Raw genomic sequence first — 23,939 nt, forward strand, 5'->3', positions numbered from 1 at the left:
ATGACACATTTAAAGAAAAAAGATGGATTATGGGTTTTGCACAATGATAAGGATTTTTGTATGGGATTAACAAAAGAAGTGCAAGATGAATTAGGCGAAGTTTCATTTGTCTCTTTTCCAAAAATTGGTCAAATGGTAAAAGCTGGCGAACCATTTTTAGAAGTTGAAGCGGAAAAAGCAGTGAGTGAATTCAAAAGTCCGGTAACAGGTGTAGTTTCTTCGATCAATGAAAAGGCTGAAAAGGATCCCGCTGCATTGAGTACAGAAGATGAATTGGATGCTTGGGTACTATCTTTCAGACAAGTAGATATTGAAGAATTCGAAACACTTTAAGAAAAACAGCAAAATGAATTGACAGACAAATTTCAAATTTGTTATAATCCTCTCATATCATATGAGAAAGCAATGAAAAGAAGAGTACATCTGATAAGCGTTTTAAGAGAGTCCCACCAAGCTGAGAAGGGATAACGAGCATGAGATGGAAGATGGTCTTTGAGCAGAATTGACGAGCAGCAGTGAGTCAGTTACGGGAGTGCCCGTTATAGCACCACAGTATGCGGATGAGCACGTTCAAGTACTGGATGAGGTAATTGTCGTGAGGCTATTACAAACATAGGTGGTAACACGAAAGTTGAGCTTTCGTCCTAAGTGTACACAGGTACATTTAAGACGGAAGCTTTTTTATTTTTTCAAAGGGGGAAGAAACGATGGCATTAATCGAATTACGCCAGGTTGAAAAAACCTTTTCTGGCAAGGGGGGAGAAATATACGCTGTAAATGGTGTTGATCTAACAGTGGAACCACGAGACGTTTATGGCATTGTTGGTTATTCAGGTGCTGGCAAGAGTACTTTGGTACGATTATTAAATGGGTTAGAAAACGCAACAAAAGGTGAAGTGACGATCAAGGGCGAAGATGTAGCGAAGCTGCAGGGAGCAGATTTGCGTAATTTCCGTAAGAAGGTTGGGATGATTTTTCAACATTTTAATTTGTTGTGGTCTCGAACTGTAAGAGAAAATATCCAATTGCCCTTAGAATTAGCTGGTGTAGCGAAAGAACAAAGAAAACAAAAATCTGAAGAGTTGTTGAAGCTGGTGGGACTTGAAGGTCGAGGAGATGCTTATCCTGCCCAGTTATCTGGGGGGCAAAAACAGCGTGTAGGGATAGCCCGAGCTTTAGCCAATGATCCCGACATCTTACTTTGTGATGAAGCAACCAGTGCGTTAGATCCTCAAACAACAGAAGAAGTTTTAGATTTACTAGCAGATATCAATGAAAAATTAGGGTTAACAATTGTGCTGATTACGCATGAAATGAATGTTATTCGAAAGATTTGTAATAAAGTTGCTGTAATGGAACAAGGAAAAATTGTTGAAGAAGGATTGGTTAAGGATGTCTTCCGGCATCCGCAACAGGAAGTAACCAAGCTGTTTGTTCAACAAGAGCTAGAACCAAAGGCAGATTCTACAGAGTTAGTTAAAGAATTTCTTAAAGAAAATCCTCAAGGTACTTTAGTTACTTTACACTTTGTGGAAAATAATGCTGGAGAACCAGTGGTTTCTCAAGCAATTCGAAAATTTCAAGTGGATATAAGTATTGTTTATGGGAATATTGAACGCGCTGATGGTAATTCGTTTGGTACATTAACTGTTCAAGTGACAGGTGACGAAAAAGAAGTTGACCAAGCACTTGCATTTATTCGCAGCCAACAGGTAGATGTGGAGGTGATTCATCGTGGATAAAAGTTTTAGTGAAACTTATTTGAATTTTGATCAGCTTGATCCAGAAACATTCCGCCAAGCCATTATCGATACATTGTTTATGACAATCACTTCCATGATATTAGTGTTCATTATTGGTTTGCTCTTAGGATTAGCTCTCTATACACTGGGCAGAAATAAAACGAACGGGAAAAGTTTGTTATACGGGATTGTTTCTATTATCGGTAATATTTTTCGATCCACACCATTTATGATCTTAATGGTACTGATTATTCCATTTACCAAATTGTTAGTCGGGACAATGCTAGGGGCCAAGGCAGCAATTCCAGCGCTAGTTCTTTCAGCAGCACCATTTTATGCTCGCTTAGTAGAAATTGCTTTTCGTGAAGTGGATAGTGGTGTGCTGGAAGCTGCAGACTCAATGGGAGCTAGCTACTTGGAAATTATTTATAAAGTGCTTATTCCAGAAAGCTTGCCTGCCTTGATTTCAGGGATCACGGTTACAACTATTACCATGATCGGTTTCACTGCTATGGCCGGTGCGATTGGTGCAGGTGGGTTAGGTGCGTTAGCGTGGCAAGAAGGGTATCAACGAGGCAACTATACCGTAACTCTTTTAGCGACAGTTATCATATTAATTATTGTGTTTATCGTTCAAGGAGTTGGCGACTTCTTAGCGAAGAAAACGGATAAACGATAAAAATATTGGAGGAAAATGAAATGAAAAAGAAATTATTAGGTTTAGCAGCAATTGCGTTAGTGACAGTTGGTTTAGCAGCTTGTGGTGGTGGAAGCAATAATACAACGGATGGCAGTAACGGAAATGATAAGAGCAACAAAACATTAGTTGTGGGAGCATCACCGACTCCTCATGCAGAAATTTTAGAACATGTTAAGCCGCTATTGGAAAAAGAAGGAATTGATTTGGAAATAAAGAAATTTGATGACTATATTTTACCTAACAAGTCATTAGCTGAAGGTGAATTAGACGCCAACTACTTCCAGCACAGGCCTTTCTATGAAAAAGCAGTAGCAGAAAATGATTATGATTTTGCCGATGTAGGAGCGATTCATATTGAACCAATGGGCTTGTACTCTAAAAAAATTACTGACATCAAAGATTTGAAAGATGGATCGACAGTTATTTGTTCAAATTCTGAATCTGATTGGGGCCGTGTTATTTCTATTTTGGAAGCAGCGGATTTAGTTACAGTGAAGGATGGAGTAGACATCGAGACCGCAACTTTTGATGATATTAAGGATAATCCTAAAAATCTAAAATTTAATTATGAAGTAAACCCAGAATTATTGGCCTCTACCTACAACAATGACGAAGGGGATTTAGTTGCAATCAATGCCAACTTTGCATATGGTGCGGGTCTAAATCCAATTAAGGATTCTGTTTTATTGGAAAGTGACAATTCACCATATGTAAACATTGTTGCTACTCGTTCAGAAGATAAAGATGACGAACGTATCCAAAAATTATTAGAAGTTCTGCATAGTAAAGATGTACAGGATTGGATTCTTGAAAAATGGGATGGTTCCGTAAAACCAGTAAATAATTAAGAGACAAAGTGATTAAGCACCCTTGGCAAGTTAGAGTGATCTAACAGTCAAGGGTGTTTTTTTATTTGGCCTGTAAAAATCATTTCAACTTTTTATTTGTTTAAAAAAACAAAACATAGATGAATGATATCGTTCATTGGATTTGAGCTAAAAGAGCTGTAAAAGACTTGTTTACCTAAAAACAGTCAAAGCATTGAACGATTTAAATAGCGATGCTATAGTAATCACAGATAAAAGAAACCGTTAACATAACTAGTGGGGAGGTAGTTTTAATGGATCTATCTAGGATGATGATGAATGATTTAGTTATTTTTGATGAGTCAATTCGTTCAAAGGAAGACTTGTTTGAGCGAATTGGACAAGTGTTAGAAAAGAATGGTCGGGCCACTAAGGCTAAAAAGATTGTAAAGGATTTATATAACCGAGAGGCTGAAATGTCAACTGGAATCGAGGATGGGTTTGGAATTCCGCATGCCAAAAGCAAGCATGTTTTAAAACCGACTGTGTGTTTCATTCACGGGGGTAGCATGACAGATTACCGTGGGCTTGATGATCAGCCTGTTGAATGTGTATTTGCTATTTTGGTTCCTAAAAAGGATTCTACCATGCATTTAGATATTTTGAGTAATTTGTCACGAAAACTGATGAATAAGGAGTTTAGAAACCGATTGAAGGCTGCTGCTGACTCAAAAGAAATTGTGAGCATCATCGAGAACAAAGCTAAAACTGCTTATTAAATTAGTCAAGAAAAACAACTTAAATAATTCTATGGGGAATTCTAACTAAAAAGTTTACGCACTTGAAAATACACATTGTTTAGAAAGAAAAGCTTAGCAAAGAAGCACGATGGAATAGCTACTACAGTTCAATAGTGCTTGGTGTAAGGGACTTAATCATATTTAGCTATAGGAGAAGGTCAAAAGGTATTTGTCATTAACGAATTTTAAAGGGATTCTATTAGATTGATTCTGCATTACCATAAGAAAATGGGAGGAATTATTATGAAAATCGTAGGAATTACCGCTTGTCCCACAGGAATCGCCCATACGTATATGTCAGCGGAAAAGTTAGAATTAACCGCTGCTAGTTTGGGGCATCAGGCGAAGTTTGAAACTCAAGGAGCCAAAGTTGAGAATGAATTGACAAAAGCGGAGATTGAAGACGCAGATGCAATTATTGTTGCTGTTGATAAGAATATTGATATGTCTAGATTTGTTGGTAGAGAGGTCAAACGAGTTTCAACTGGCAGAGCCATCAAAGAGCCGGAGATAGTTATCGAAGAAGCGTTAAGCAATCAAGGAACCATGCGGATCTCTTCAACGGAAAAAGTCGAAGCCAACCAACAAAAAGCCGGAATTTATAATCACTTTATGAACGGTGTCAATTATATGCTGCCATTTGTCATTGCTGGCGGAATTATTATTGCTCTAAGTTTTGCATTTGGCATTACTGCTTCAGATCCTAAGTCAGCTGATTATAATGTGCTGGCAGGTGCGCTTTCAACTATCGGTGGAGGCGCAGCATTTGCCATGATGGTACCTGCATTAGGAGCTGGAATTGCAAGCTCGATAGCTGGAAAGCCGGGGTTTGCTCCAGGGATTGTCGCTGGTTTACTTGCAGCAAACGGTGGTTCGGGCTTTTTAGGTGGGATGATTGGTGGACTATTAGCTGGTTATGTAACTAACCTTATAGCTAACAAGGTTTCTGTTAAAAAACAGTTTGCAGCTATCTATCAACTAATTGTTGTTCCTTTAGTTTCTATCCTAGTAATCGGATTAGCAATGGTATTTCTAATTGATCAGCCTATTGCTTGGGTCTTGAATGGATTGACTGCTTGGTTAAATGGACTTGGTAATACTTCTGGACTACTGTTTGGTCTGTTAATTGGTGTTATGATGGCCGCAGACATGGGAGGTCCGATTAACAAGTCTATCTCAACCTTTTCAATTGGCCTAATGTCGGCGGGGGTTAATGCACCGATCGCTGCTTGTATGGCAGCAGGAATGACACCACCTTTAGGATTGGCCTTAGCGACGATTATATTCAAGGACAAATTTACTAAAGAAGAACGGACCTCTGGACAATCATGCTGGATATTGGGTGCTTCTTATATTACCGAAGGAGCAATTCCCTTTGCAGTAGCCGACCCTTTTCGTGTCATTCCAAGTCTTATGCTAGGCTCAGCTACGGCTGCGGGTATTTCCATGTCTGCTGGTGTAACTTCAATGGCTCCTCATGGCGGTATTTGGGTAATGCTGATTCCTAATGTAATGAATAATCTGCCGATGTACTTTTTGGCTTTGGTGGCAGGAACAGTCGTAACTGCTTTATTAATCGGATTGTTAAAGAAAACTGTACCAATGGAAGAACCAGAAGAAAAATTAACTAACGAGGTGGAAGTGTAATGTTGTATACAATGAAGGATTTACTAGCTGTTGCCCTAGAAAATAAGTTTGCAGTACCTGCATTTAACATTTGTAGTTACGATATGATGAAGGCGATTATGGAAGAAGCTGAGGTTCAAAATGCGCCAGTTATCTTAGAAATTCATCCTGACGAAATCGCTTATTTAAATAATGAATTCGTAGCCGCAGTTCGAGAGTATGCACACAACAGCAGTGTTCCTGTAGTAATTCATATGGACCATGGCGGTACTATCAAGGATGTTATGCGAGCGATCCGTAATGGATACACCTCAGTGATGATTGATGCTTCAGCTCAATCATATGAGGACAACTCAGCTATAACTAAACAAGTCGTCGATTTGGCGCATAGTGTAAACGTCTCGGTAGAAGCGGAGCTTGGAACAATTGGTAACAATGGTTCAGCGGAAGGTGGTTCAGCCAATATTATTTACACTGATCCGGATCAGGCGGAGACCTTTGTAAGAGAAACAGGAATTGACACATTGGCTGTTGCAATTGGGACGGCTCACGGACTTTACCCCAAAAATATGACACCTAAGCTGAATATTGAATTGCTTAAAGAGTTAAACAAACGAATTGAGATTCCTTTTGTTCTTCATGGTGGTTCAGGAAATCCAGATTCGGAAGTAAGTGAAGCTGTAAAATATGGAGTAGCTAAAGTAAATTTAAGTTCGGATTTAAAAAGTGTTTTCTTTGACGCTTTGCGAGAAATTCTAACAGAGAATCCTTATATGCTGGAACCAGGAGATGTTTTCCCAGAAGCAAATGAAAAAGTAAAAGCTGTTGTACGCCATAAAATGGCCGTGCTTCAAACCATTGGCAAAGCTGATTTGTATTAACGAATCTTTCTATCGACAACCCTTTATTTAAAATAAAAAGGGTTGTCTTTTTTTTTCACTTAACGCTAAAATTGAAATAACCACTATGATGAAGGAGAAATATTCTATGCTAAGTGTTATTGAAGATCGGCAGCAGCAGATTGTCAATTACTTAAAGGTGAATCAATTTGCTCGTGTGGCTGATTTGATTGAACTAGTTAATTACAGCGAGGCTACCGTTAAGAGAGATTTGATTATGCTGGAAAAGACTGGTTTAATCCGCCGCACTCGTGGCGGAGCTATGCTCGTGGATAATAAAAAAATTGATGTGCCATTTTTGATGAAAGTGACACATCTTGATGAGGAGAATAATAAGCAGTACATTGCAAACGTTGCGGAAACATTAATCAAGGATGATATGGTTATCTTTTTAGATTCTAGCACCACATGCCTGCATCTAATTAAAAATTTAAGCAAATTTGATGGGTTACAAATTATTACTAATGGCGTACTTACTGCGGTCATGTTAAGCGAGTTTACTTCAGCTCATGTTTCTATATTAGGCGGATCAATTGTACCTAAACGAGCAACAATCAATGGATCAAAGGCTTATAATGATAGCCTAACTTATAATGCTGATCTGGCCTTTATTGGCTGTCGCGGCTTGGATTTTGAACATGGAGTTACGGAAACGCATGAAGGTGAGGCGCAAATGAAGAAAGCCTTCCGCCGACAAGCAAATCAGTTAATAGTATTAGCAACTTCTGATAAGTTAGATCACAAATACATGTATCAGGGAATTGCTTGTCATGAGATTGATTATCTGATTACAGATCAGCCAATAACAGGGGAAAAAATAGAGAAACTGGCTAATCATCATATAAAGTGTTTGTATTGAGTAATTTACTGAATAAATTAGGCGAGATCTGATTTTTTGACTAAACCAAGAATAATTCTAAATAAACAGTAGTTTTCTTTAGAAAAGTGCTGAATTCATTTGAATTACATTCTCAATTAGTCTAAAATATGTGAGAACGAAAAAATATTTTGGAGGGAAATTCATGTCTGTTTTAGAGATTAAAGATTTGCATGTATCCATTGAAGATAAAGAGATTTTAAAAGGCGTAAACTTAACTATGAAAACGGGAGAAATCCATGCGATTATGGGACCAAATGGAACGGGAAAATCAACCCTTTCTGCGGCGATCATGGGAAATCCCAATTATGAAGTTACTCAAGGAGAAATCTTATTTGATGGAACCAACGTATTAGATTTAGAAGTTGATGAGCGTGCTCGATTAGGCCTGTTTTTGGCAATGCAATACCCAAGTGAGATTCCTGGTATTAGTAACGCAGAATTTATGCGAGCAGCTATGAACGCAGGTCGCAAAGAGGAAGACAAGATTTCAGTAATGAATTTCTTAAAAAAATTAGACGAGAAAATGGCCTTATTGAATATGCCGGAAGAAATGGCGGAGCGTTACTTGAATGAAGGATTTTCTGGTGGAGAAAAGAAACGGAATGAAATTCTTCAATTATTGATGATTGAACCAACCTTTGCTATTTTAGATGAAATTGATTCGGGATTAGATATTGATGCCTTGAAAGTTGTCTCAAAAGGAATTAATGCTATGCGTGGAGATAATTTCGGAGCGTTAATCATCACTCACTATCAACGTTTGTTAAATTATATTGTGCCTGATGTGGTTCATATCATGATGGATGGACGGGTAGTCTTAACTGGTAACTCGGAATTGGCTAAACGTTTAGAATCTGAGGGTTATGCTGGTATCTCAGCTGAATTAGGTATTGATTACAAAGAAGAAGTGTAGGAGGCAAGATAAATGACAAAATGGATGGATTATCTTGATGCCGTGAAGACTTATTCCGCTTCATGGGAAGAACCTCAATGGATGACTGATTTTAGACTTTCAGCTTTGGAAAAAATTGAAGAACTGCCGCTTCCTGTGATTGAAAAAGTGAAATTTGCCCGTTGGCATTTATATAATGTAAAACCGGAACGTCAATTAGAAACTGGAACTGTTCCAGGATTCGATCAAATGCCGGACAATCCGATGGTGGCTCAAATCGGAGATGATACTGTCTTTGAACAGATTTCTCCAGAGTTAGCAGAAAAAGGAGTCATTTTTACTGATCTAATGACTGCTGTAAAAGAGTATCCGGAGTTAGTAAAAGAATATTATATGCAAAAAGCGGTACCAATGGATGAAAATTCATTGACAGCTTTACATGCGGCTTTTATGAATAATGGTGTTTTCCTGTATGTTCCTAAAAACGTAGTGATTGAACAAGCCATGGAGTCTTTGTTTATCCATAACGGCAATGACAATACTCACTTCTTTAAGCACATATTGATTGTTGCTGAAGAAAACAGTGAGTTCTCTTACTTAGAACGATTTGATTCTCAAGGTGCTGATGCTAAAAAGTTATCAGGTAATGTTGTAGTGGAGGTTATTGCTAAGCCAGGTGCAAGAATTAAGTTTTCTGCAATCGATACTTTAGGCAATAACATAGCTACCTACATGAATCGTCGCGGTTATTTAATGCGTGATTCTATGATTGATTGGGCGATAGGTATTATGAATGACGGCAATGTAATAGCTGACTTTGATTCTGATCTGGTTGGTGATGGCGCACACTCCGAAGTGAAAATTGTTGCTATTAGTACAGGCAAGCAAATTCAAGGGATTGACACGCGTGTGACCAATAAAGCACCGCATACAATCGGACACATTTTGCAACATGGTGTGATTTTGGAAAAATCTACGTTAACCTTTAATGGAATCGGGCATATTTTGCGAGGAGCCAAAGGGGCAGATGCACAGCAAGAAAGTAGGGTATTAATGCTGTCTACTAAATCGCGCGGAGATGCTAATCCAATCTTACTAATTGAAGAAAACGAGGTAACTGCTGGACATGCTGCAAGTGTTGGACGAGTTGATCCTGAGGAGCTCTTCTATTTAATGAGTCGCGGGTTGGCTAAAGATGAAGCAGAGCGTTTAGTTATTCGCGGATTTTTAGGACCTGTATTAACTGCCATTCCTGTAAAAGCTGCTCAAGACCAACTGATCGATATGATCGAAGGGAAGTTGAAAAAATAATGATCAATTTTTCGGAGTTGCGGGAAGATTTCCCCATTCTTTTTCAAGAAGTGAACGATGAACCGTTGGTGTACCTTGACAATGCAGCTACGACACAAAAACCTAAGCAAGTATTAGATGCTTTACGCTATTATTATGAAAATGATAATGCCAATGTACATCGCGGTGTTCATACATTAGCAGAACGAGCAACGGTAAAGTACGAAGGTGCCCGTGAAAAAGTCCGCGCATTTATCAACGCCAACGAATCGGCTGAAGTATTATTTACACGAGGTACAACAACTGGACTAAACTGGTTATCTCGGAGCTACGGAGATGCATTTGTCAATGAAGGCGATGAAATTGTTATCTCCTTCATGGAGCATCACTCGAATATTATTCCATGGCAGCAGCTGGCTGATCGTAAGGGAGCGAAGTTACGCTATCTTTCTATGAATCAAGAAGGCTTTATTGATATGGAAGAAGCTAAGCAAGTGATCAATGATAAGACAGCGATTGTGTCAATTGCTCATGTTTCCAATGTTTTAGGGGTAGTCAATCCGATTAATGAGTTAGCTAAGCTGGCTCATGACAATGGCGCAGTAATGATAGTAGATGGTGCGCAGTCTAGTCCACACATGAAGGTAGATGTACAAGCATTAGATTGCGATTTCTTTGCTTTTAGTGGACATAAGATGTGCGGACCGACTGGAATTGGTGTATTATATGGCAAAAGACCGTTTTTGGAGCAAATGGAACCGATCGAGTTCGGCGGAGAAATGATTGATTTTGTCAACTTATATGATAGTACGTGGAAAGAACTGCCTTGGAAATTTGAAGCAGGTACACCGAACATCGCCGGAGCAATTGCTCTAGGTGCAGCAATCGACTATTTAACTGCTGTTGGTATGGAGAATATTCATCAGTATGAACAGAATTTAGTTGCATATGTATTACCTAAATTGCAATCGATTGATGGTTTGACGGTTTACGGCCCTAAAGATGTGGAAAATCATACAGGCGTTTTATCCTTTAATTTAGAAGGAGTACATCCTCATGATCTAGCAACTGCCCTGGATATGGAGGGAGTTGCAGTGCGTGCAGGTCATCATTGTGCGCAACCGTTGATGAAATATTTGGATCTTCCTGCGACTGCACGGGCTAGTTTTTATTTCTATAATACGAAAGCTGATGCGGATCGTTTGATTTTTGCTTTGGAAGCCACAAAGGAGTTTTTCAAAAATGGCGCTATCTAGATTAGACAATTTGTATCGTCAAGTTATTTTGGATCATTCTTCTCGTCCTCATCATTTTGGAAAGTTGAATGAATCTACCCGTACGATTGAAATGAACAATCCGACCTGTGGTGATATCATTGAATTGGAATTGTCGGTAAAAGACGGTGTGATTGATGACATTGCATTTTCTGGCAGTGGTTGTTCAATTAGCACAGCCAGTGCATCAATGATGACAGATGCGGTGATTGGAAAAAGTGTTGAAGAAGCAGAACATCTGGCTGTCAGCTTTGCCCAAATGGTTCAAGGCAACCAATTATCTGATGAAGACAGTAATGCGCTGGGAGAAGCTGCAATGCTTAGCGGAGTTGCTAAGTTTCCGGCACGTATTAAATGTTCTACCTTAGCCTGGAAGGCATTAGGAAAAGCTTTAACAGATGATGAGGGAAAAGCAACAGCTGGTCAATTTCATAAAGAATAGGAGCGGGAACTATGACTGTACCTGAACTGCAAGATGAGTATCAATTTGGCTTCCACGATGATGTAAAACCTGTCTTTACGACTGGGGAAGGCTTATCTGAAGAAGTTATTCGCGAAATCTCCCGCGTTAAAGGGGAACCAGAATGGATGTTGGAGTTTCGTTTGAAATCTCTTGAAACATTCTATAAATTAAATATGCCTGATTATGGTCCGGATTTAACTGATTTGGACTTTAACAAGATTAATTATTATATTAAATCCAGTAATAAACCGGCTCGTGACTGGGAGGATGTTCCTGAAGAGATTAAAACAACCTTTGAGCGTTTAGGTATTCCTGAAGCAGAACGTGCATATTTAGCGGGAGCTTCTGCTCAATATGAGTCAGAAGTTGTCTATCATAATATGAAGGATGAGTTTGAAAAATTAGGAATCGTCTTTACGGATACTGATTCTGCCTTGAAGGAGTATCCAGAACTATTTAAGGAATACTTTGGAACCTTAGTGCCGCCATCTGATAATAAGTTGGCAGCTCTAAACTCTGCTGCTTGGTCAGGTGGAACCTTTATCTATGTGCCAAAAGGTGTTCAAACGGATATTCCAATTCAATCATACTTCCGGATTAATGCTGCTAACACTGGGCAATTTGAGCGTACGCTGATTATTGTCGATGAAGGTGCCAGTATTAATTACGTAGAGGGCTGTACGGCCCCTACCTACTCATCAGACAGCTTGCATGCTGCTGTAGTAGAAGTGTTTGTAAAAAAGGATGGTTATTGCCGCTATACAACAATTCAAAACTGGTCTAACAATGTTTATAGTTTGGAAACTAAACGAGGCCAAGCTCAAGAAAATGCTACAATGGAGTGGGTAGATGGTAATTTAGGTTCTAAGGTTACAATGAAGTACCCAAGTGTCTATATGAATGGTAGAGGTGCTCGTGGTACAATGCTGTCGATCGCAGTGGCTGGTAAAAACATTGTTTTGGATAATGGCGCTCGCATGATTCATAATGCGCCAAACACGTCGAGTACAATTGTTTCTAAATCAATCGCTAAGGACGGTGGGGCAGTAGACTATCGCGGAACTGTTCGTTTTACTCGTGATAGCGAAGGGTCATTCAGCCATATTGAGTGCGATACGATTATTATGGATGATATTTCTCGTTCAGATACGATACCTTATAACGAAATTATGAATGGTAATGTTTCTCTTGAACACGAAGCAAAGGTTTCGAAGATTTCAGAAGAACAATTGTATTATTTAATGAGTCGTGGTATTTCAGAGCAAGAAGCAACAGAAATGATCGTTATGGGATTTGTTGAGCCCTTTACTAAAGAGTTACCGATGGAATATGCAGTAGAATTAAACCGGTTGATCCAATTTGAAATGGAAGGGTCAGTCGGATAATACAAAAATAAAAGCTCGAAGCGTTTGATTCAAGACGTTTCGAGCTTCTTTTGGATTAACTTTTCAAAAAAAGGGAACAAAAGAGGAATTGTATTGTTACATTGGTGCTTAAAATGAGCTTTTTCAGGGTGGAGTTGATTTTTAGAAGGATGGGAACTTTTCATTTGGTAACATATACTAAGGATATTAGAGTGTACACCTTAAATTGCATCAAAAGAAAGGATAGAGTTATGAATAAACAGCTAAAAAGAAAATCCAAACTATCGTTAGTTAAATATCCGTAAAAAAGAGAGTTTTAAAGTAGACTTTACAACTACGGTAGTTAGGATTTAACTATTTTTCGACCTGCGGTATGAAGTATTCATTACTGTTAATAAGACACAAATTTTTCATACCAATAATCTTTAGAAACTTGGTATTGCTCAATGTTTTTAATTTCATCAGACATATTTTCTCGCAAGAAACCATACCAAAAAATTGAAGCAAAATTGCTATACATTTCAAATTGTTCGTCGTCAACCTCTTCGTCCGTAAAAATATCTCTCACAGCCTCTAATAAAGAGAAAGCATTGGATTTTGCAAAGAACATTTGTGGGAAACGTTCAATTACCTGCGCTAAGAAGGCAGTCATTTGCTCACTATAAATAAACTCGTTCAGTGTTTCGTCCTGAGCCAGTAGTCTGCGTGCGAACCCTTCTGGAGTTTCAAGGGGTTGTTTTTGTGCTGGATAAAATGGCGGATCTTCCATATCTGCTTCCTCAACCCAATCAGGATGCTCGCCTAATTCTTCCTCTAAATTCTGCTCCAACCTTTCGAAAACATCATCAATATCTTCGCCAATCTGGTCATGCAGGAAGCTGGTATACCATAAAATAGAATCTTTGGCTGCTTCTTCTGCAGACTCTTTTCTTAAAGCTCCTAAAATAATCTGATCAGGTTCGCTAACAATTGGTGGAGTAGAAATATAGTTTTCGCCAATCGGAACGATCAGAGCCAATACCCGTAACTGCTTTGCCGCCAAACCTTTCAGATTTAATGTTTTGAAATTTTTGATTAAATATTTTTGCTGATCTCTTTCATCCATAAAATAGAACGTGTCATCCTCTTTTATTACAGAAAAAATGCTAAGTATGAACTGCTTTGGCCATTGCCTGATAGTTTCCAGCTGATCTGAAAAGAGCTCTTGAAACCAATCCATACTTTGCTTAAATGCGGATGGATCATATTTTAATAAATGATAAGTTTCCAGCAAGTGTTGATATTTACCCATGTCATGCAGCAGCTGTTCTTGGCCGACATGATAGTTAACGGGTTCAATTAATTCTAACAAGTAACGTTCAAGAAAATTCATTAATTGCTCATCAGATTTATCGAAATGTGTGATATGGTAACGGTGATACAAACAGTCTAAGGCAAGGAAATAAGGGTTCTCTCCCTTTTTTATTAGCGTCTTAGTTTCCTTTTTTAAGTGGAATAAAGGAGATTCTTTTAAAAACTGTGCTTTTAACTGTTTTTTTTTCTTCGCTTTCATTGCTAATCTCGCCCTCCGTATAAATAGTAAATCCTACATTTTATATCTATAGTTTACCTTGTATTAAGTAAATAAGATAGTAGATTTTAGTGGATTCATTAGGTATTTTAAACTAAGAAAGCGTTTACTCTCAGTTTTTTTAAACAAAAATTATTTTATGCAGCATTTTTTGCGTTGTAATCAAATATTTTTTTAATTTATTAAGCATGTTATTGAAAGTTTTTTATCATTAGCTAATCATCACACAATTACTATATGTTAGGGGGATTTCAACAAAAATAATCACATAAAGACATAATATAATTTTTAACAAACTTGATAATAAAGTTAAAGAAAGATTAATTTTTAAAGTAAATATTTGATAAAAAAACATCGAAGTTGTCGGCGGGTAAGCCAAGGACTCCGATGCTTAAATTAGAAATACTTTTGCCGATATTGATCAATCGCTTGACGAGTATTAAAGATCTTTTTAGCGTATTTTTGATTTCTGCTAATGTATAAATAGAACAATAAATCAATAGTAATGAATTGTGCAATAATCGAATTGGTTGCCGCACTCCGAATTTCAGCTTCCATAGGTCTTGAAGTCTGCAAATGGATATCAGCTAATTTTGATAAACGATTTTGACCGAATTGTGTCAAAGCAATAATTGGTATATCTAAGCTTTTCGCTGTTTCAGCGAGTGCGATTAATTCAGGTGTTTTTCCTGAATTTGAAATTAGAAACAGAACACTTTGTTTCGCGTTAGTAACTAATTGCGGCAAGAGTAAGTTGTAGTCGGTTTCGTAAACAATGTTTTTACCAAGACGCGTCCATTTTTGCGTAATATCATCTGCGGCTAGGCGAGAAGCACCAACACCTGAGACGAAACAAAAATTGGTGGACTCAAGTAAGTGACAAGCTTCATTGAAAATTTTCTCATTGAAGAGCTCTGATGTTTCACTAATCGTAAATTGCGCGTTGTTTGCTAACTTGTTTTTCAATGTTTGAAAGGGTTCGTTAGGACCGACATCGCTGTAACCAGTAATTTCTACTGCTTGTCTTGTTTCCGCTGAAAGACTGATTTTAAAAGCTGTTAAGCTATTAAACCCCATTTTTTTTGAAAAACGTACAACCGTTGGTGCGCTAGATCCAGCACCGGCAGCAATTTCACTCGCTGTCATAGTAGGAATAGTTTCCTTGTTGTCGCAGATGAAACGATAAATTTTCTTTTCAGCAGCAGACATATCCTTCTTCATGCTGTCCATATGGGAAAGAACACTCATAGTCTACCTCTTTTCCGTTTTTTCTTTATTATATCATTTTTTTTGAAGAACAACTCCCCAAATTTTAATGAATTGTGACTAATAGCTATAATTTTTTGCCTTTTGTTCTGTCGTTTGTTTTGAATCGGTCGCTAAAACCACAAACATGAGGGGGATTTTCCTTTTATAAATGCAAATAAAGAATTTCAGGTATTACTCGAAAACGTAGAGGAGGTCCAGTGGTTCCAAGGCCTGTGTTTACTATTAGCAATGAGTGTTCAGATAAATGATAGATTCCTGCCCAATATTTTTTCGACCCGTGATTTCGATATGGCAGCCCGGGTAAGTGGAGTTGACCGCCATGACTGTGTCCAGCTAAGACTAAATCGAAGGAGGATAGTGCTTTGATTTCATCTACTTGGTCAGGTTCATGAATTAATAAGATTGAAAAATCAGCTGGTAAAGGAGTGATTGAGTAATCAGGAATACCTCCTTGATTATCTTCGATCCCAGATAGACTGATCGTTTCTATTACCTGAGTTTGATTGTCCAAAAGAGTAAAACCACCTTTGACTAAAATATCTTGTACTTGCTGCTGGCCTTCAGATTGATAATCATGGTTTCCTAATATAGCGAATTTACCTTTAACTGCTTGTAAAGCAGCTAGCTGCCTAATTATCTCGGAACAATCTCTTTTTCGCCAATAACGAAAGTCCTCCACCAAGTCGCCAGTAAAAATAATTACCTCTGGTACCTGCAAGTTGATTGCAGCGACAATTTTCGAAAAACGTTTCGGAGAATAAAAACGCGAAAAATGAATATCACTAATATGAGCAATCGTGAAAGAGCCTGTATGGCCTTCTTCGATTTTTATATGGTTTTCCTTTTTTAAACTAAAATGCTTTTCTTTTAGACGAAACGTTTCATAGCTCGCGTATAATACAAAAATCACTATACTTAATAGAATGATCTGCATGGTTGTTCCTTCTCTCTATTTGTGCAGTATAGCGAAAAAAGACTGAAGGCCACAAGTTGCGCCTTCAGCTTTTTATTGATTCTTAGGATTTTTAATGACTGTTTCCCTTTGAATCAATTGATGTGGAACAACCAGCTGAACTCCGTTGCTTGGTTGGTTGTCCATTTGCTCCATTAATTTCTGAGTTCCTAGTCGTCCTAAATCAGTAATATCGATATCGATGGTTGTTAGATAAGGATGTACTAAGGTTGCAAAAATAGAATTATTGAAGCTGATGATGGATAGATCATCGGGTACCTGATAGCCGTAAAAATTAGCTAATTGAATAATTCGCAGAGCAAAGATGTCATCAATAACGACTAGGGCTGTTGCATTAGTTTGTTCAATAATTTCAGGAAAGGCTGCGTAGTCTTCTGGTTTAGTCAACGTGATCGGCGAATGCGTGGGTAGACTAGCTAGCATGAGAGCCTCCTGATATCCGAAATAGCGTTCGAAGAAAACGATTTGCTGGTTTACATTTGAAGCAAACAAAATATTTTTATGTCCTTTTGATAATAAAAATTCTGTGGCTTGTTTGCCAAGCAGTTGATTGTCATTATCAACGTAAATAATCTCAGCTTCCTTTTCTGCGGGGCGTCCAATCAAAGTGAAAGGAACACTATTTTCATACAGATACTGTGTTATTGGATCGTCCTTCTCAGAATAGGTTAAGATAAATCCGTCAACTTGTTTTTGCCGATGCATTCTTATGACGTTCTCCAATAAACTTTCTGCTGTTGTAGCTGAAGCCACTGCGGTGGTCACTTGAAATTCATGTGCAGTTTCGTTAATAGCATTAATCAGCTCCAAGTATAATGGGTTTCCGATTCGTTCGTTGGAATCTAAAGGCGGCAGGATTACGCCTAAAGAATTTGCTCGTTGCTTTCCCAAATTTCGAGCAGTTATATTTGGAAAATAGCCCATTTCGTCCATAATATATCGAATTTTCTTTTTTGTTTCATTGGAAATGCTTGGATGATCATTGATTACGCGTGAAACGGTAGAAGGAGAGACTCCTGCCTTTTTTGCAACATCTTTTACGGTAACAGTCATTTTTGTTTTTCTCTCCTTTCTGTTTGCTGCTTAATTCTTCCAGCAGTTGGTTAAAAATTCCAATGTTAATTCTTTAGTAGAAGCTACAAGTGGAATATCATAGCCCAGTTGTTCAGGTTGTCCTATACCAATAGGTAATGCTCCGCTAGCTTTAATAGCAGTAATGCCAGCCTGTGCATCTTCAATTCCAATGCATTCATTTGGCGACAATCCGACAATTTCAGCAGCTTCTATAAAAATATCTGGTGCCGGTTTACCAGCTTGTAGTTTAGCTGGATCCGCAACCCCATCAAAATAATCTGTTAAGGCCATCTGTTTTAGTAGAAAGGGTCCGTTTTTGCTAGCGGATGCCAAAGAAATTTTAATCCCGGCTTGCCTTAGATTTTCTAATAAGTCTAAAATACCAGGATAGACATCCTTTGGCGAGACTTTTTGAATCATTTTGACATAATTTTCATTTTTACGAGCAGCCAATTCTGCTAGTTCCTCTGGAGTATAAGTGGAAGATTTGCCGCCATGTTCAAGCATACGATTAAGAGAATCTTCCCGACTGACACCCTTTAATTGTTCATTGAACTGACGATCAATAGAAATACCTATTTCAGAGCCTAATTTCTTCCAAGCTTGGTAATGATATTCTGCTGTATCAGTAATTACGCCATCTAAATCAAAGAGTACACCTTTAAACATGTTTCTCCTCCTTATTCAAAGGAACAGTAATTTCTGAACCTAGTTCAACCGTTTGGTTATAAATGTGCACCTTAACTGGGGAGCCTTCTTTCAAGCTTAATGATACTTCATTTTCATTGACAGCTACAGCAATCAAACGTCCGCGATAATTGATGTGGAAAGAATATTGCTTCCATTTGCTTGGTAAAAAGGGAGCAAAGCTTAAAGCATTATCGAATGTTTTCATTTGAGCGAAACCTTGTACGATTGCTAACCAACTGCCCGTCATAGAAGTAATATGCAAGCCATCTTGAGTGTCGTTATTGTAATTATCCAAGTCTAAGCGAGCAGTACGTTGATACATTTCAACTGATTTTTCTTCTTTTCCTAATTCTGCAGCTAAAACGGCATGAACAGAAGGAGATAAAGAGGATTCATGGACAGTCATCGGTTCGTAAAATTCAAAGTTTCGCTTTTTTTCTTCTAAACTAAATTGATTGTTAAAGAAATAGATACCCTGCAGGACATCAGCTTGCTTAATGAAGCAAGAACGTAAAATTTTATCCCACGACCATTTTTGGTTTAGTGGTCGATCTTCAGAAGAAAGATCACTTGCCGGCATTAAGTCTTTGTCTAAGAAGGTATCATGCTGAACGAATACACCCAGCTCCTTGTCTTCCGGTAAGTACATCTTCTCAATAATATCCCGCCATTTCGCTTGTTCTTCAGCGGTAATAGTTACTGAAACATGGCCTTGATAGCGTAAATAGTTTTCTAAAGTATATTTCAAGATCCATGCAGCAATAGTATTTGTGTACCAGTTATTGTTGACATTATTTTCATATTCGTTAGGACCAGTTACACCATGAATCATATATTTTTGGTTGCGTTTAGAATAGTGAACGCGATCTGCCCAAAAACGAGCAATTTCGGTAAGTACTTCTAGTCCTTCATGCTTCAGATAGCTGTCATCACCTGTATAATTTGTGTAATTGTAGATCGCATAAGCAATTGCTCCATTACGATGAATTTCTTCAAAGGTGATTTCCCATTCATTATGGCACTCAATTCCTGTGAATGTAACCATGGGATACAGTGCGCCTTTTAGACCCTGTTTTTGAGCATTAATTTTTGCTTGTGGTAATTGATTGTGGCGGTACTTCAACAGATTCTTGGAAACTTTTGGTTTAGCTAATGCCAAGTACATTGGGACTGCATAAGCTTCGGTATCCCAATAGGTTGCACCGCCATATTTTTCACCAGTGAAGCCTTTAGGTCCGATATTCAACCGTTCATCATCCCCATAATAAGTAGAGAAGAGTTGAAAAATATTGTAGCGAATCCCTTGTTGAGCCTCATCATCGCCTTCGATCAAAACATCGGCCAGTTCCCAACGTTTGGCCCATGCAGCACTTTGCTCTTGGTATAAATCTTCGTAAGATTGAGCATAATCAGCTAACAATCCCACTGCTGCCTCTCGTTGTTCAGCTTCAGGAAGATCACGGCTGGTCACGATAACAACTCGTTTTTCAACTTGCCCGGTTTCGCCAGCAGTTAAGCTCCATCTAAACTGCTCGGAAACTATCAATTGATCATCATGCTGAACACTTGCTTCAAGATTTCCGCTATGTTTCATGGCGGCAGTAATTGAGAACTGTTCAATTCCAAAGTTGTTTGGAATAGTTTGCGTTGTTAGAAAGCTGATATCCTCCTTATGACCGCGTTCCTTTTCGATCCAGAACATTTCTTCATAATTACTGTCCTCGTTTTGGACGTTGTTATCTAAGCTGGAAACCACCTGTATGTCTGCTTTTCCGGATAGGCACTCAGCAGTAAGTTTGATTACGGCCAATTCCTTTTTAACGATACTCAAGAAACGTTCAAAGGAGAAGCGAACTTTAGCATCACCTAATACTACAGTGAAAGAACGGGACAAAACCCCATTTTGCATATTTAGTTCTAAATCGAAATCTATCATTCCTTGTTTAGCTAAATCAACCTCGATCTCATTGATAAAAATTTTCATCTGTAAAAAGTCGATCGCGTTGATTACTTTTCCGAAATAGTCGGGATAACCATTTTTCCACCAACCGACTCGAGTTTTATCAGGGTACCAGATACCAGCTAAATAAGTACCTTTGTGATGATCTCCGCTGTAAGTCTCCTCAAAGTTTCCTCGCATACCCATATACCCGTTACCGATACTAGTAAGAGATTCTTGTAGGCGTCGGTTTTGTTTATCTAATGTGGTTGTGCGGATTTTCCAAGGATCAATGTCAAATAATCGTTGAATTTGGTTCATGTGTATCCTCCTTATGATTTCTTTTCTTTAATAATAAACGCAATCGGTTGCGTTAGTCAAGAAAAAGCGTGAATCTTGACAGATACCATCAAAAAGGTGAATAATTAATTTGTCTGAAAGAGTTTACAAAAAAACGGATGCGGTATATAATACGAAACAGCGCAACCGATTGCATTAATATTTTTTTTAAGGAGAGGTACTATGAAAGGGATCAAAGGTATTTTTAGTTTCGAGTTTTGGCAAAAATTTGGTAAAGCATTAATGGTAGTTATTGCGGTAATGCCTGCTGCTGGACTGATGATCAGTATAGGGAAGTCATTACCGATGATCAGTGAGAATTTGGGTTGGCTTATAACAACGGGTAGTGTAATTGAGAATATTGGTTGGGCAGTTATAGGAAACCTGCATTTATTATTCGCTTTGGCAATTGGTGGAAGTTGGGCGAAGGAAAAGGCTGGTGGGGCATTTGCCGCGGGTCTAGCATTTATTTTAATTAACCGCATCACTGGTGCCATTTTTGGTGTAACGAGTGAAATGTTAGCGAATCCTGAAGCCATTACTCATACTCTTTTGGGTCAGGAAATTGTGGTAGACGGTTATTTCACAAGCGTATTGGAAGCTCCAGCACTAAACATGGGAGTTTTCGTCGGAATTATTGCAGGATTTGTCGGTGCAACAGCCTATAATAAGTACTACAATTTCAGAAAGCTTCCAGAAGTATTGACATTCTTCAATGGGAAACGATTTGTTCCATTCGTAGTCATTTTGCGGTCAGTAATTGTTTCTTTGATTTTAGCTTTGATTTGGCCAGTTATTCAGACTGGAATTAATGAATTTGGTAAATGGATTGCTGAGTCGCAAGATACTGCACCAATTCTCGCACCATTCCTATTTGGTACTTTGGAGCGTTTGCTTTTGCCATTTGGTTTACACCATATATTAACTATTCCAATTAACTATACGGCTCTTGGCGGAACTTACGAAATCTTGACAGGTGCTCAAGCAGGTCAACAAGTATTTGGTCAAGATCCATTGTGGCTAGCATGGGCGACAGACTTGGTAAACTTACGTGGTGCTGGAGATACAGCGCAATACGCACAGGCTTTAGAACAGTGGACCCCTGCGCGCTTCAAGGTGGGGCAAATGATCGGTTCATCAGGTATTCTAATGGGATTGACTGTTGCCATGTATCGCAATGTTGACAAAGACAAGGTGAAACAATACAAATCTATGTATATCTCGGCAGCAGCTGCAGTATTTTTAACTGGTGTGACTGAACCATTAGAATATATGTTTATGTTTGTGGCTGCACCACTGTATGCTGTTTATTCAGTTATTCAAGGAGCTGCGTTTGCAATGGCTGATGTCATTAACTTACGGGTTCATTCATTTGGCAATATTGAATTGCTAACACGTTTACCAATGGGATTAAATGCCGGAATTGGCGGTGATTTCTTAAACTTTGTTATTGTTACCATCGTTTTTGGAGTGTTCACTTATTTTGTTGCGAACTTTATGATTAAGAAGTTTAATTATGCAACTCCAGGAAGAAACGGCAACTATGAAAATGATGGGGCAGAGGAGGCAGTATCAAGTAATGGTGAAACGGCGGCTGCCAACTCTCAAATTGTCCAAATCATCAACCTGTTGGGCGGACCAAAAAATATTTCATATGTAGATGCTTGTATGACACGCTTACGTGTTTCGGTAAATGACAATCAAAAGGTTGGCAGTGAGGCACAATGGAAAAAGGCTGGTGCCATAGGATTATTAGTTAAGGATAATGGCGTACAGGCAGTTTACGGACCAAAAGCAGATATTCTTAAATCAGATATTCAAGATTTATTAGATTCAGGCACAGAAATTCCTACAATTGCGGTAAGTGAGGCAGCTTCAGAAACTATTGAAAAACCGAGAGCGAACTTTTTTGGAAAAACTACGCAGTTAGTTGCACCAGCCAAGGGAGAACTGATTGCTATTGATCAGGTTGAAGATGATGTATTTTCGCAAAAAATGATGGGTGAAGGCTTTGCAGTCATCCCAGAAGATGGAGAGATCGTTAGTCCATTAGTCGGAAAAATAACCTCAGTTTTCCCGACAAAACATGCGATCGGCATAGAAACAGCGGAGGGTATTGAAGTATTATTACACATGGGAATTGATACAGTGGATTTAAACGGCGGTCCGTTCAAGATTTCCGTTGTTGAAGGTCAAACTGTTGAAGCAGGGACACCTGTTGCTCAAGTTGATTTGACTAAAATTAAGGAAGCTGGAAAAATGACCACAATGATTGTTATCTTTACCAATGGAGATAAAATAGAGAAATATCACTTTGATAAAATCGGAAAAGTGAAAAAAGGTGAAGCGATTGGTAGTATAGATAGTTAAAAGGGCGGCTCTAATATGAAAGTATTGACATTAAACACACACAGCTATATGGAAGAAAATGTTGAACAACAAATCGAGGTACTGGCGCAGGCAATCCTAAATAATGGGTATCAACTTGTCGGTTTACAAGAAGTGAATCAGCATCGAGACAGTACTGAAGCGGCTTTGGATGGATATTTTCAGTCTGTAAAAAATCAAAAAGCAGTTAAGAAAGATAACTTTATGCTTCTGTTAATTCAGCGCTTAAAAGAGCTGGGCTGTCATTATTATTGGAGTTGGGTCTATAACCATATTGGATATGATATATATCATGAAGGAGTAGGGCTTTTGTCAAAAAGCCCACTCACTTCATATGCTCTTACTGTTTCTGAAAATACTGACCCCAAAGATTATCGTACAAGAAATGTCCTAATATGTTGTACAAAATATCAAGAAAGAAATTTCGTGGTTGTTAACGGACATTTTTCGTGGTGGCTTTCTTCATCAGAAGGTTTTGCCTATGAATGGAAAACGTTGGAGAAGAAATTAGTAAATTGGCTTTCTTTTCCGATTTTAGTTATGGGAGACTTCAATAATTCTGATAATAGGTCTAATCAAGGGTATCAATTAGTAAAGGATAGCTCTTTTAGGTTTCTTGATAGTTATGAGGAAGCTGAAATTAGGCAAGGAAGAGGAACTGTTGAGAAAGCAATTGATGGCTGGCAAGATAATCAAAAAAGTATTAGGATAGATTATATTTTTAGTCAGGCACAACTAAAGGCGCAGACTTATCGGACTTTATTTAACGGTAAACAATTGCCGCAAATAAGTGATCACTTAGGAATAGAAGTAGATTTTAACTGGTCTTAAATAGAGGGGCCAGTTTTTTTGTGAAAATAACTAGACCAAGCTGTTGACATTTCCGCTGTATATGATATGATACAAAACGTTGCTGCAAAAAGAAAATTTCACGAAAATATTCGTAAATCTTTTTGTTGAC

General features: G+C 38.3%; 20 protein-coding genes, 1 pseudogene and 1 other annotated feature. Of the genes and pseudogenes, 15 read left to right on the top strand and 6 right to left on the bottom strand.

Features of this window, described 5'->3' with window-relative positions; genetic code table 11:
• From IGI49_RS01300 to sufB, 13 genes are all read left to right on the top strand, one after another.
• Nucleotides 1–333, top strand: a complete 333-nt coding sequence (locus tag IGI49_RS01300; RefSeq protein WP_429963120.1) for a glycine cleavage system protein H — start codon at nt 1–3, stop codon at nt 331–333.
• Nucleotides 334–396: 63 nt separating this feature from the next.
• Nucleotides 397–650 (top strand) — a binding site (T-box leader).
• A gap of 57 nt (nt 651–707) precedes the next feature.
• Entirely contained in the window at nt 708–1,742 is a 1,035-nt protein-coding gene (locus IGI49_RS01305; protein WP_429963121.1) for a methionine ABC transporter ATP-binding protein, read from the top strand.
• On the top strand, nt 1,735–2,421 hold the full coding sequence (locus IGI49_RS01310; RefSeq protein ID WP_207704388.1) for an ABC transporter permease subunit: 687 nt from the start codon (nt 1,735–1,737) through the stop codon (nt 2,419–2,421). The genes IGI49_RS01305 and IGI49_RS01310 overlap by 8 nt, the downstream gene beginning before the upstream one ends.
• Nucleotides 2,422–2,441: 20 nt before the next feature.
• Nucleotides 2,442–3,290 carry a MetQ/NlpA family ABC transporter substrate-binding protein gene (locus IGI49_RS01315; protein ID WP_429963122.1) on the top strand — a complete coding sequence of 283 codons (849 nt, stop codon included), beginning with the start codon at nt 2,442–2,444 and terminating at the stop codon, nt 3,288–3,290.
• A gap of 272 nt (nt 3,291–3,562) precedes the next feature.
• Entirely contained in the window at nt 3,563–4,027 is a 465-nt protein-coding gene (locus tag IGI49_RS01320) for a PTS sugar transporter subunit IIA (protein WP_429963123.1), read from the top strand.
• Between the two features lie 264 nt (nt 4,028–4,291).
• The gene (locus IGI49_RS01325) at nt 4,292–5,695 is read left to right on the top strand and encodes a PTS fructose transporter subunit IIC (protein WP_429963124.1); all 1,404 of its coding nucleotides are present in this window, start codon (nt 4,292–4,294) and stop codon (nt 5,693–5,695) included.
• The gene (locus IGI49_RS01330; RefSeq protein WP_207704392.1) at nt 5,695–6,555 is read left to right on the top strand and encodes a ketose-bisphosphate aldolase; all 861 of its coding nucleotides are present in this window, start codon (nt 5,695–5,697) and stop codon (nt 6,553–6,555) included. The genes IGI49_RS01325 and IGI49_RS01330 overlap by 1 nt, the downstream gene beginning before the upstream one ends.
• A gap of 106 nt (nt 6,556–6,661) precedes the next feature.
• Nucleotides 6,662–7,432 carry a DeoR/GlpR family DNA-binding transcription regulator gene (locus IGI49_RS01335; protein ID WP_429963125.1) on the top strand — a complete coding sequence of 257 codons (771 nt, stop codon included), beginning with the start codon at nt 6,662–6,664 and terminating at the stop codon, nt 7,430–7,432.
• 163 nt (nt 7,433–7,595) lie between these two features.
• The gene (sufC, locus tag IGI49_RS01340; protein ID WP_207704394.1) at nt 7,596–8,366 is read left to right on the top strand and encodes a Fe-S cluster assembly ATPase SufC; all 771 of its coding nucleotides are present in this window, start codon (nt 7,596–7,598) and stop codon (nt 8,364–8,366) included.
• Nucleotides 8,367–8,378: 12 nt separating this feature from the next.
• On the top strand, nt 8,379–9,656 hold the full coding sequence (gene sufD / locus IGI49_RS01345) for a Fe-S cluster assembly protein SufD (RefSeq protein ID WP_429963126.1): 1,278 nt from the start codon (nt 8,379–8,381) through the stop codon (nt 9,654–9,656).
• Entirely contained in the window at nt 9,656–10,891 is a 1,236-nt protein-coding gene (locus tag IGI49_RS01350; protein ID WP_429963127.1) for a cysteine desulfurase, read from the top strand. Before sufD ends, IGI49_RS01350 begins: the two co-directional genes overlap by 1 nt.
• On the top strand, nt 10,878–11,351 hold the full coding sequence (gene sufU, locus IGI49_RS01355) for a Fe-S cluster assembly sulfur transfer protein SufU (RefSeq protein WP_207704396.1): 474 nt from the start codon (nt 10,878–10,880) through the stop codon (nt 11,349–11,351). Before IGI49_RS01350 ends, sufU begins: the two co-directional genes overlap by 14 nt.
• A gap of 11 nt (nt 11,352–11,362) precedes the next feature.
• The gene (sufB, locus tag IGI49_RS01360) at nt 11,363–12,757 is read left to right on the top strand and encodes a Fe-S cluster assembly protein SufB (RefSeq protein ID WP_207704397.1); all 1,395 of its coding nucleotides are present in this window, start codon (nt 11,363–11,365) and stop codon (nt 12,755–12,757) included.
• Between the two features lie 370 nt (nt 12,758–13,127).
• Here the strand turns inward: sufB and IGI49_RS01365 are convergent, their stop codons facing one another.
• The 6 genes and pseudogenes from IGI49_RS01365 to IGI49_RS01390 all read right to left on the bottom strand — a co-directional run bounded on the left by IGI49_RS01365 (nt 13,128) and on the right by IGI49_RS01390 (nt 20,572).
• Complete coding sequence (locus IGI49_RS01365; RefSeq protein WP_429963128.1) at nt 13,128–14,288, bottom strand: hypothetical protein; 1,161 nt, start codon at nt 14,286–14,288, stop codon at nt 13,128–13,130.
• Between the two features lie 414 nt (nt 14,289–14,702).
• Nucleotides 14,703–15,554 carry a MurR/RpiR family transcriptional regulator gene (locus tag IGI49_RS01370; protein WP_207704400.1) on the bottom strand — a complete coding sequence of 284 codons (852 nt, stop codon included), beginning with the start codon at nt 15,552–15,554 and terminating at the stop codon, nt 14,703–14,705.
• A 163-nt stretch (nt 15,555–15,717) separates the two neighbouring features.
• On the bottom strand, nt 15,718–16,509 hold the full coding sequence (locus IGI49_RS01375) for a metallophosphoesterase (RefSeq protein WP_429963129.1): 792 nt from the start codon (nt 16,507–16,509) through the stop codon (nt 15,718–15,720).
• Between the two features lie 72 nt (nt 16,510–16,581).
• A pseudogene (locus tag IGI49_RS01380) lies at nt 16,582–17,610 on the bottom strand (LacI family DNA-binding transcriptional regulator); the annotation flags it as partial.
• 21 nt (nt 17,611–17,631) lie between these two features.
• Nucleotides 17,632–18,291: a beta-phosphoglucomutase gene (gene pgmB, locus IGI49_RS01385; RefSeq protein WP_429963130.1), complete on the bottom strand. Its 660-nt coding sequence runs from the start codon at nt 18,289–18,291 to the stop codon at nt 17,632–17,634.
• Nucleotides 18,284–20,572 carry a glycoside hydrolase family 65 protein gene (locus tag IGI49_RS01390; protein WP_429963131.1) on the bottom strand — a complete coding sequence of 763 codons (2,289 nt, stop codon included), beginning with the start codon at nt 20,570–20,572 and terminating at the stop codon, nt 18,284–18,286. The genes pgmB and IGI49_RS01390 overlap by 8 nt, the downstream gene beginning before the upstream one ends.
• Nucleotides 20,573–20,782: 210 nt before the next feature.
• Here IGI49_RS01390 and IGI49_RS01395 point away from each other — a divergent pair, with 210 nt between their 5' ends.
• On the top strand, nt 20,783–22,960 hold the full coding sequence (locus tag IGI49_RS01395; RefSeq protein ID WP_429964951.1) for a PTS transporter subunit IIBC: 2,178 nt from the start codon (nt 20,783–20,785) through the stop codon (nt 22,958–22,960).
• A gap of 15 nt (nt 22,961–22,975) precedes the next feature.
• A complete protein-coding gene (locus IGI49_RS01400) occupies nt 22,976–23,809 on the top strand; it encodes an endonuclease/exonuclease/phosphatase family protein (protein WP_429963132.1) in 834 nt (277 codons plus the stop codon).
• The last annotated feature ends 130 nt before the right edge of the window (nt 23,810–23,939 follow it).

The organism is Enterococcus sp. AZ071, assembly GCF_050499065.1.
GTDB lineage: Bacteria > Bacillota > Bacilli > Lactobacillales > Enterococcaceae > Enterococcus_A > Enterococcus_A ferrettii.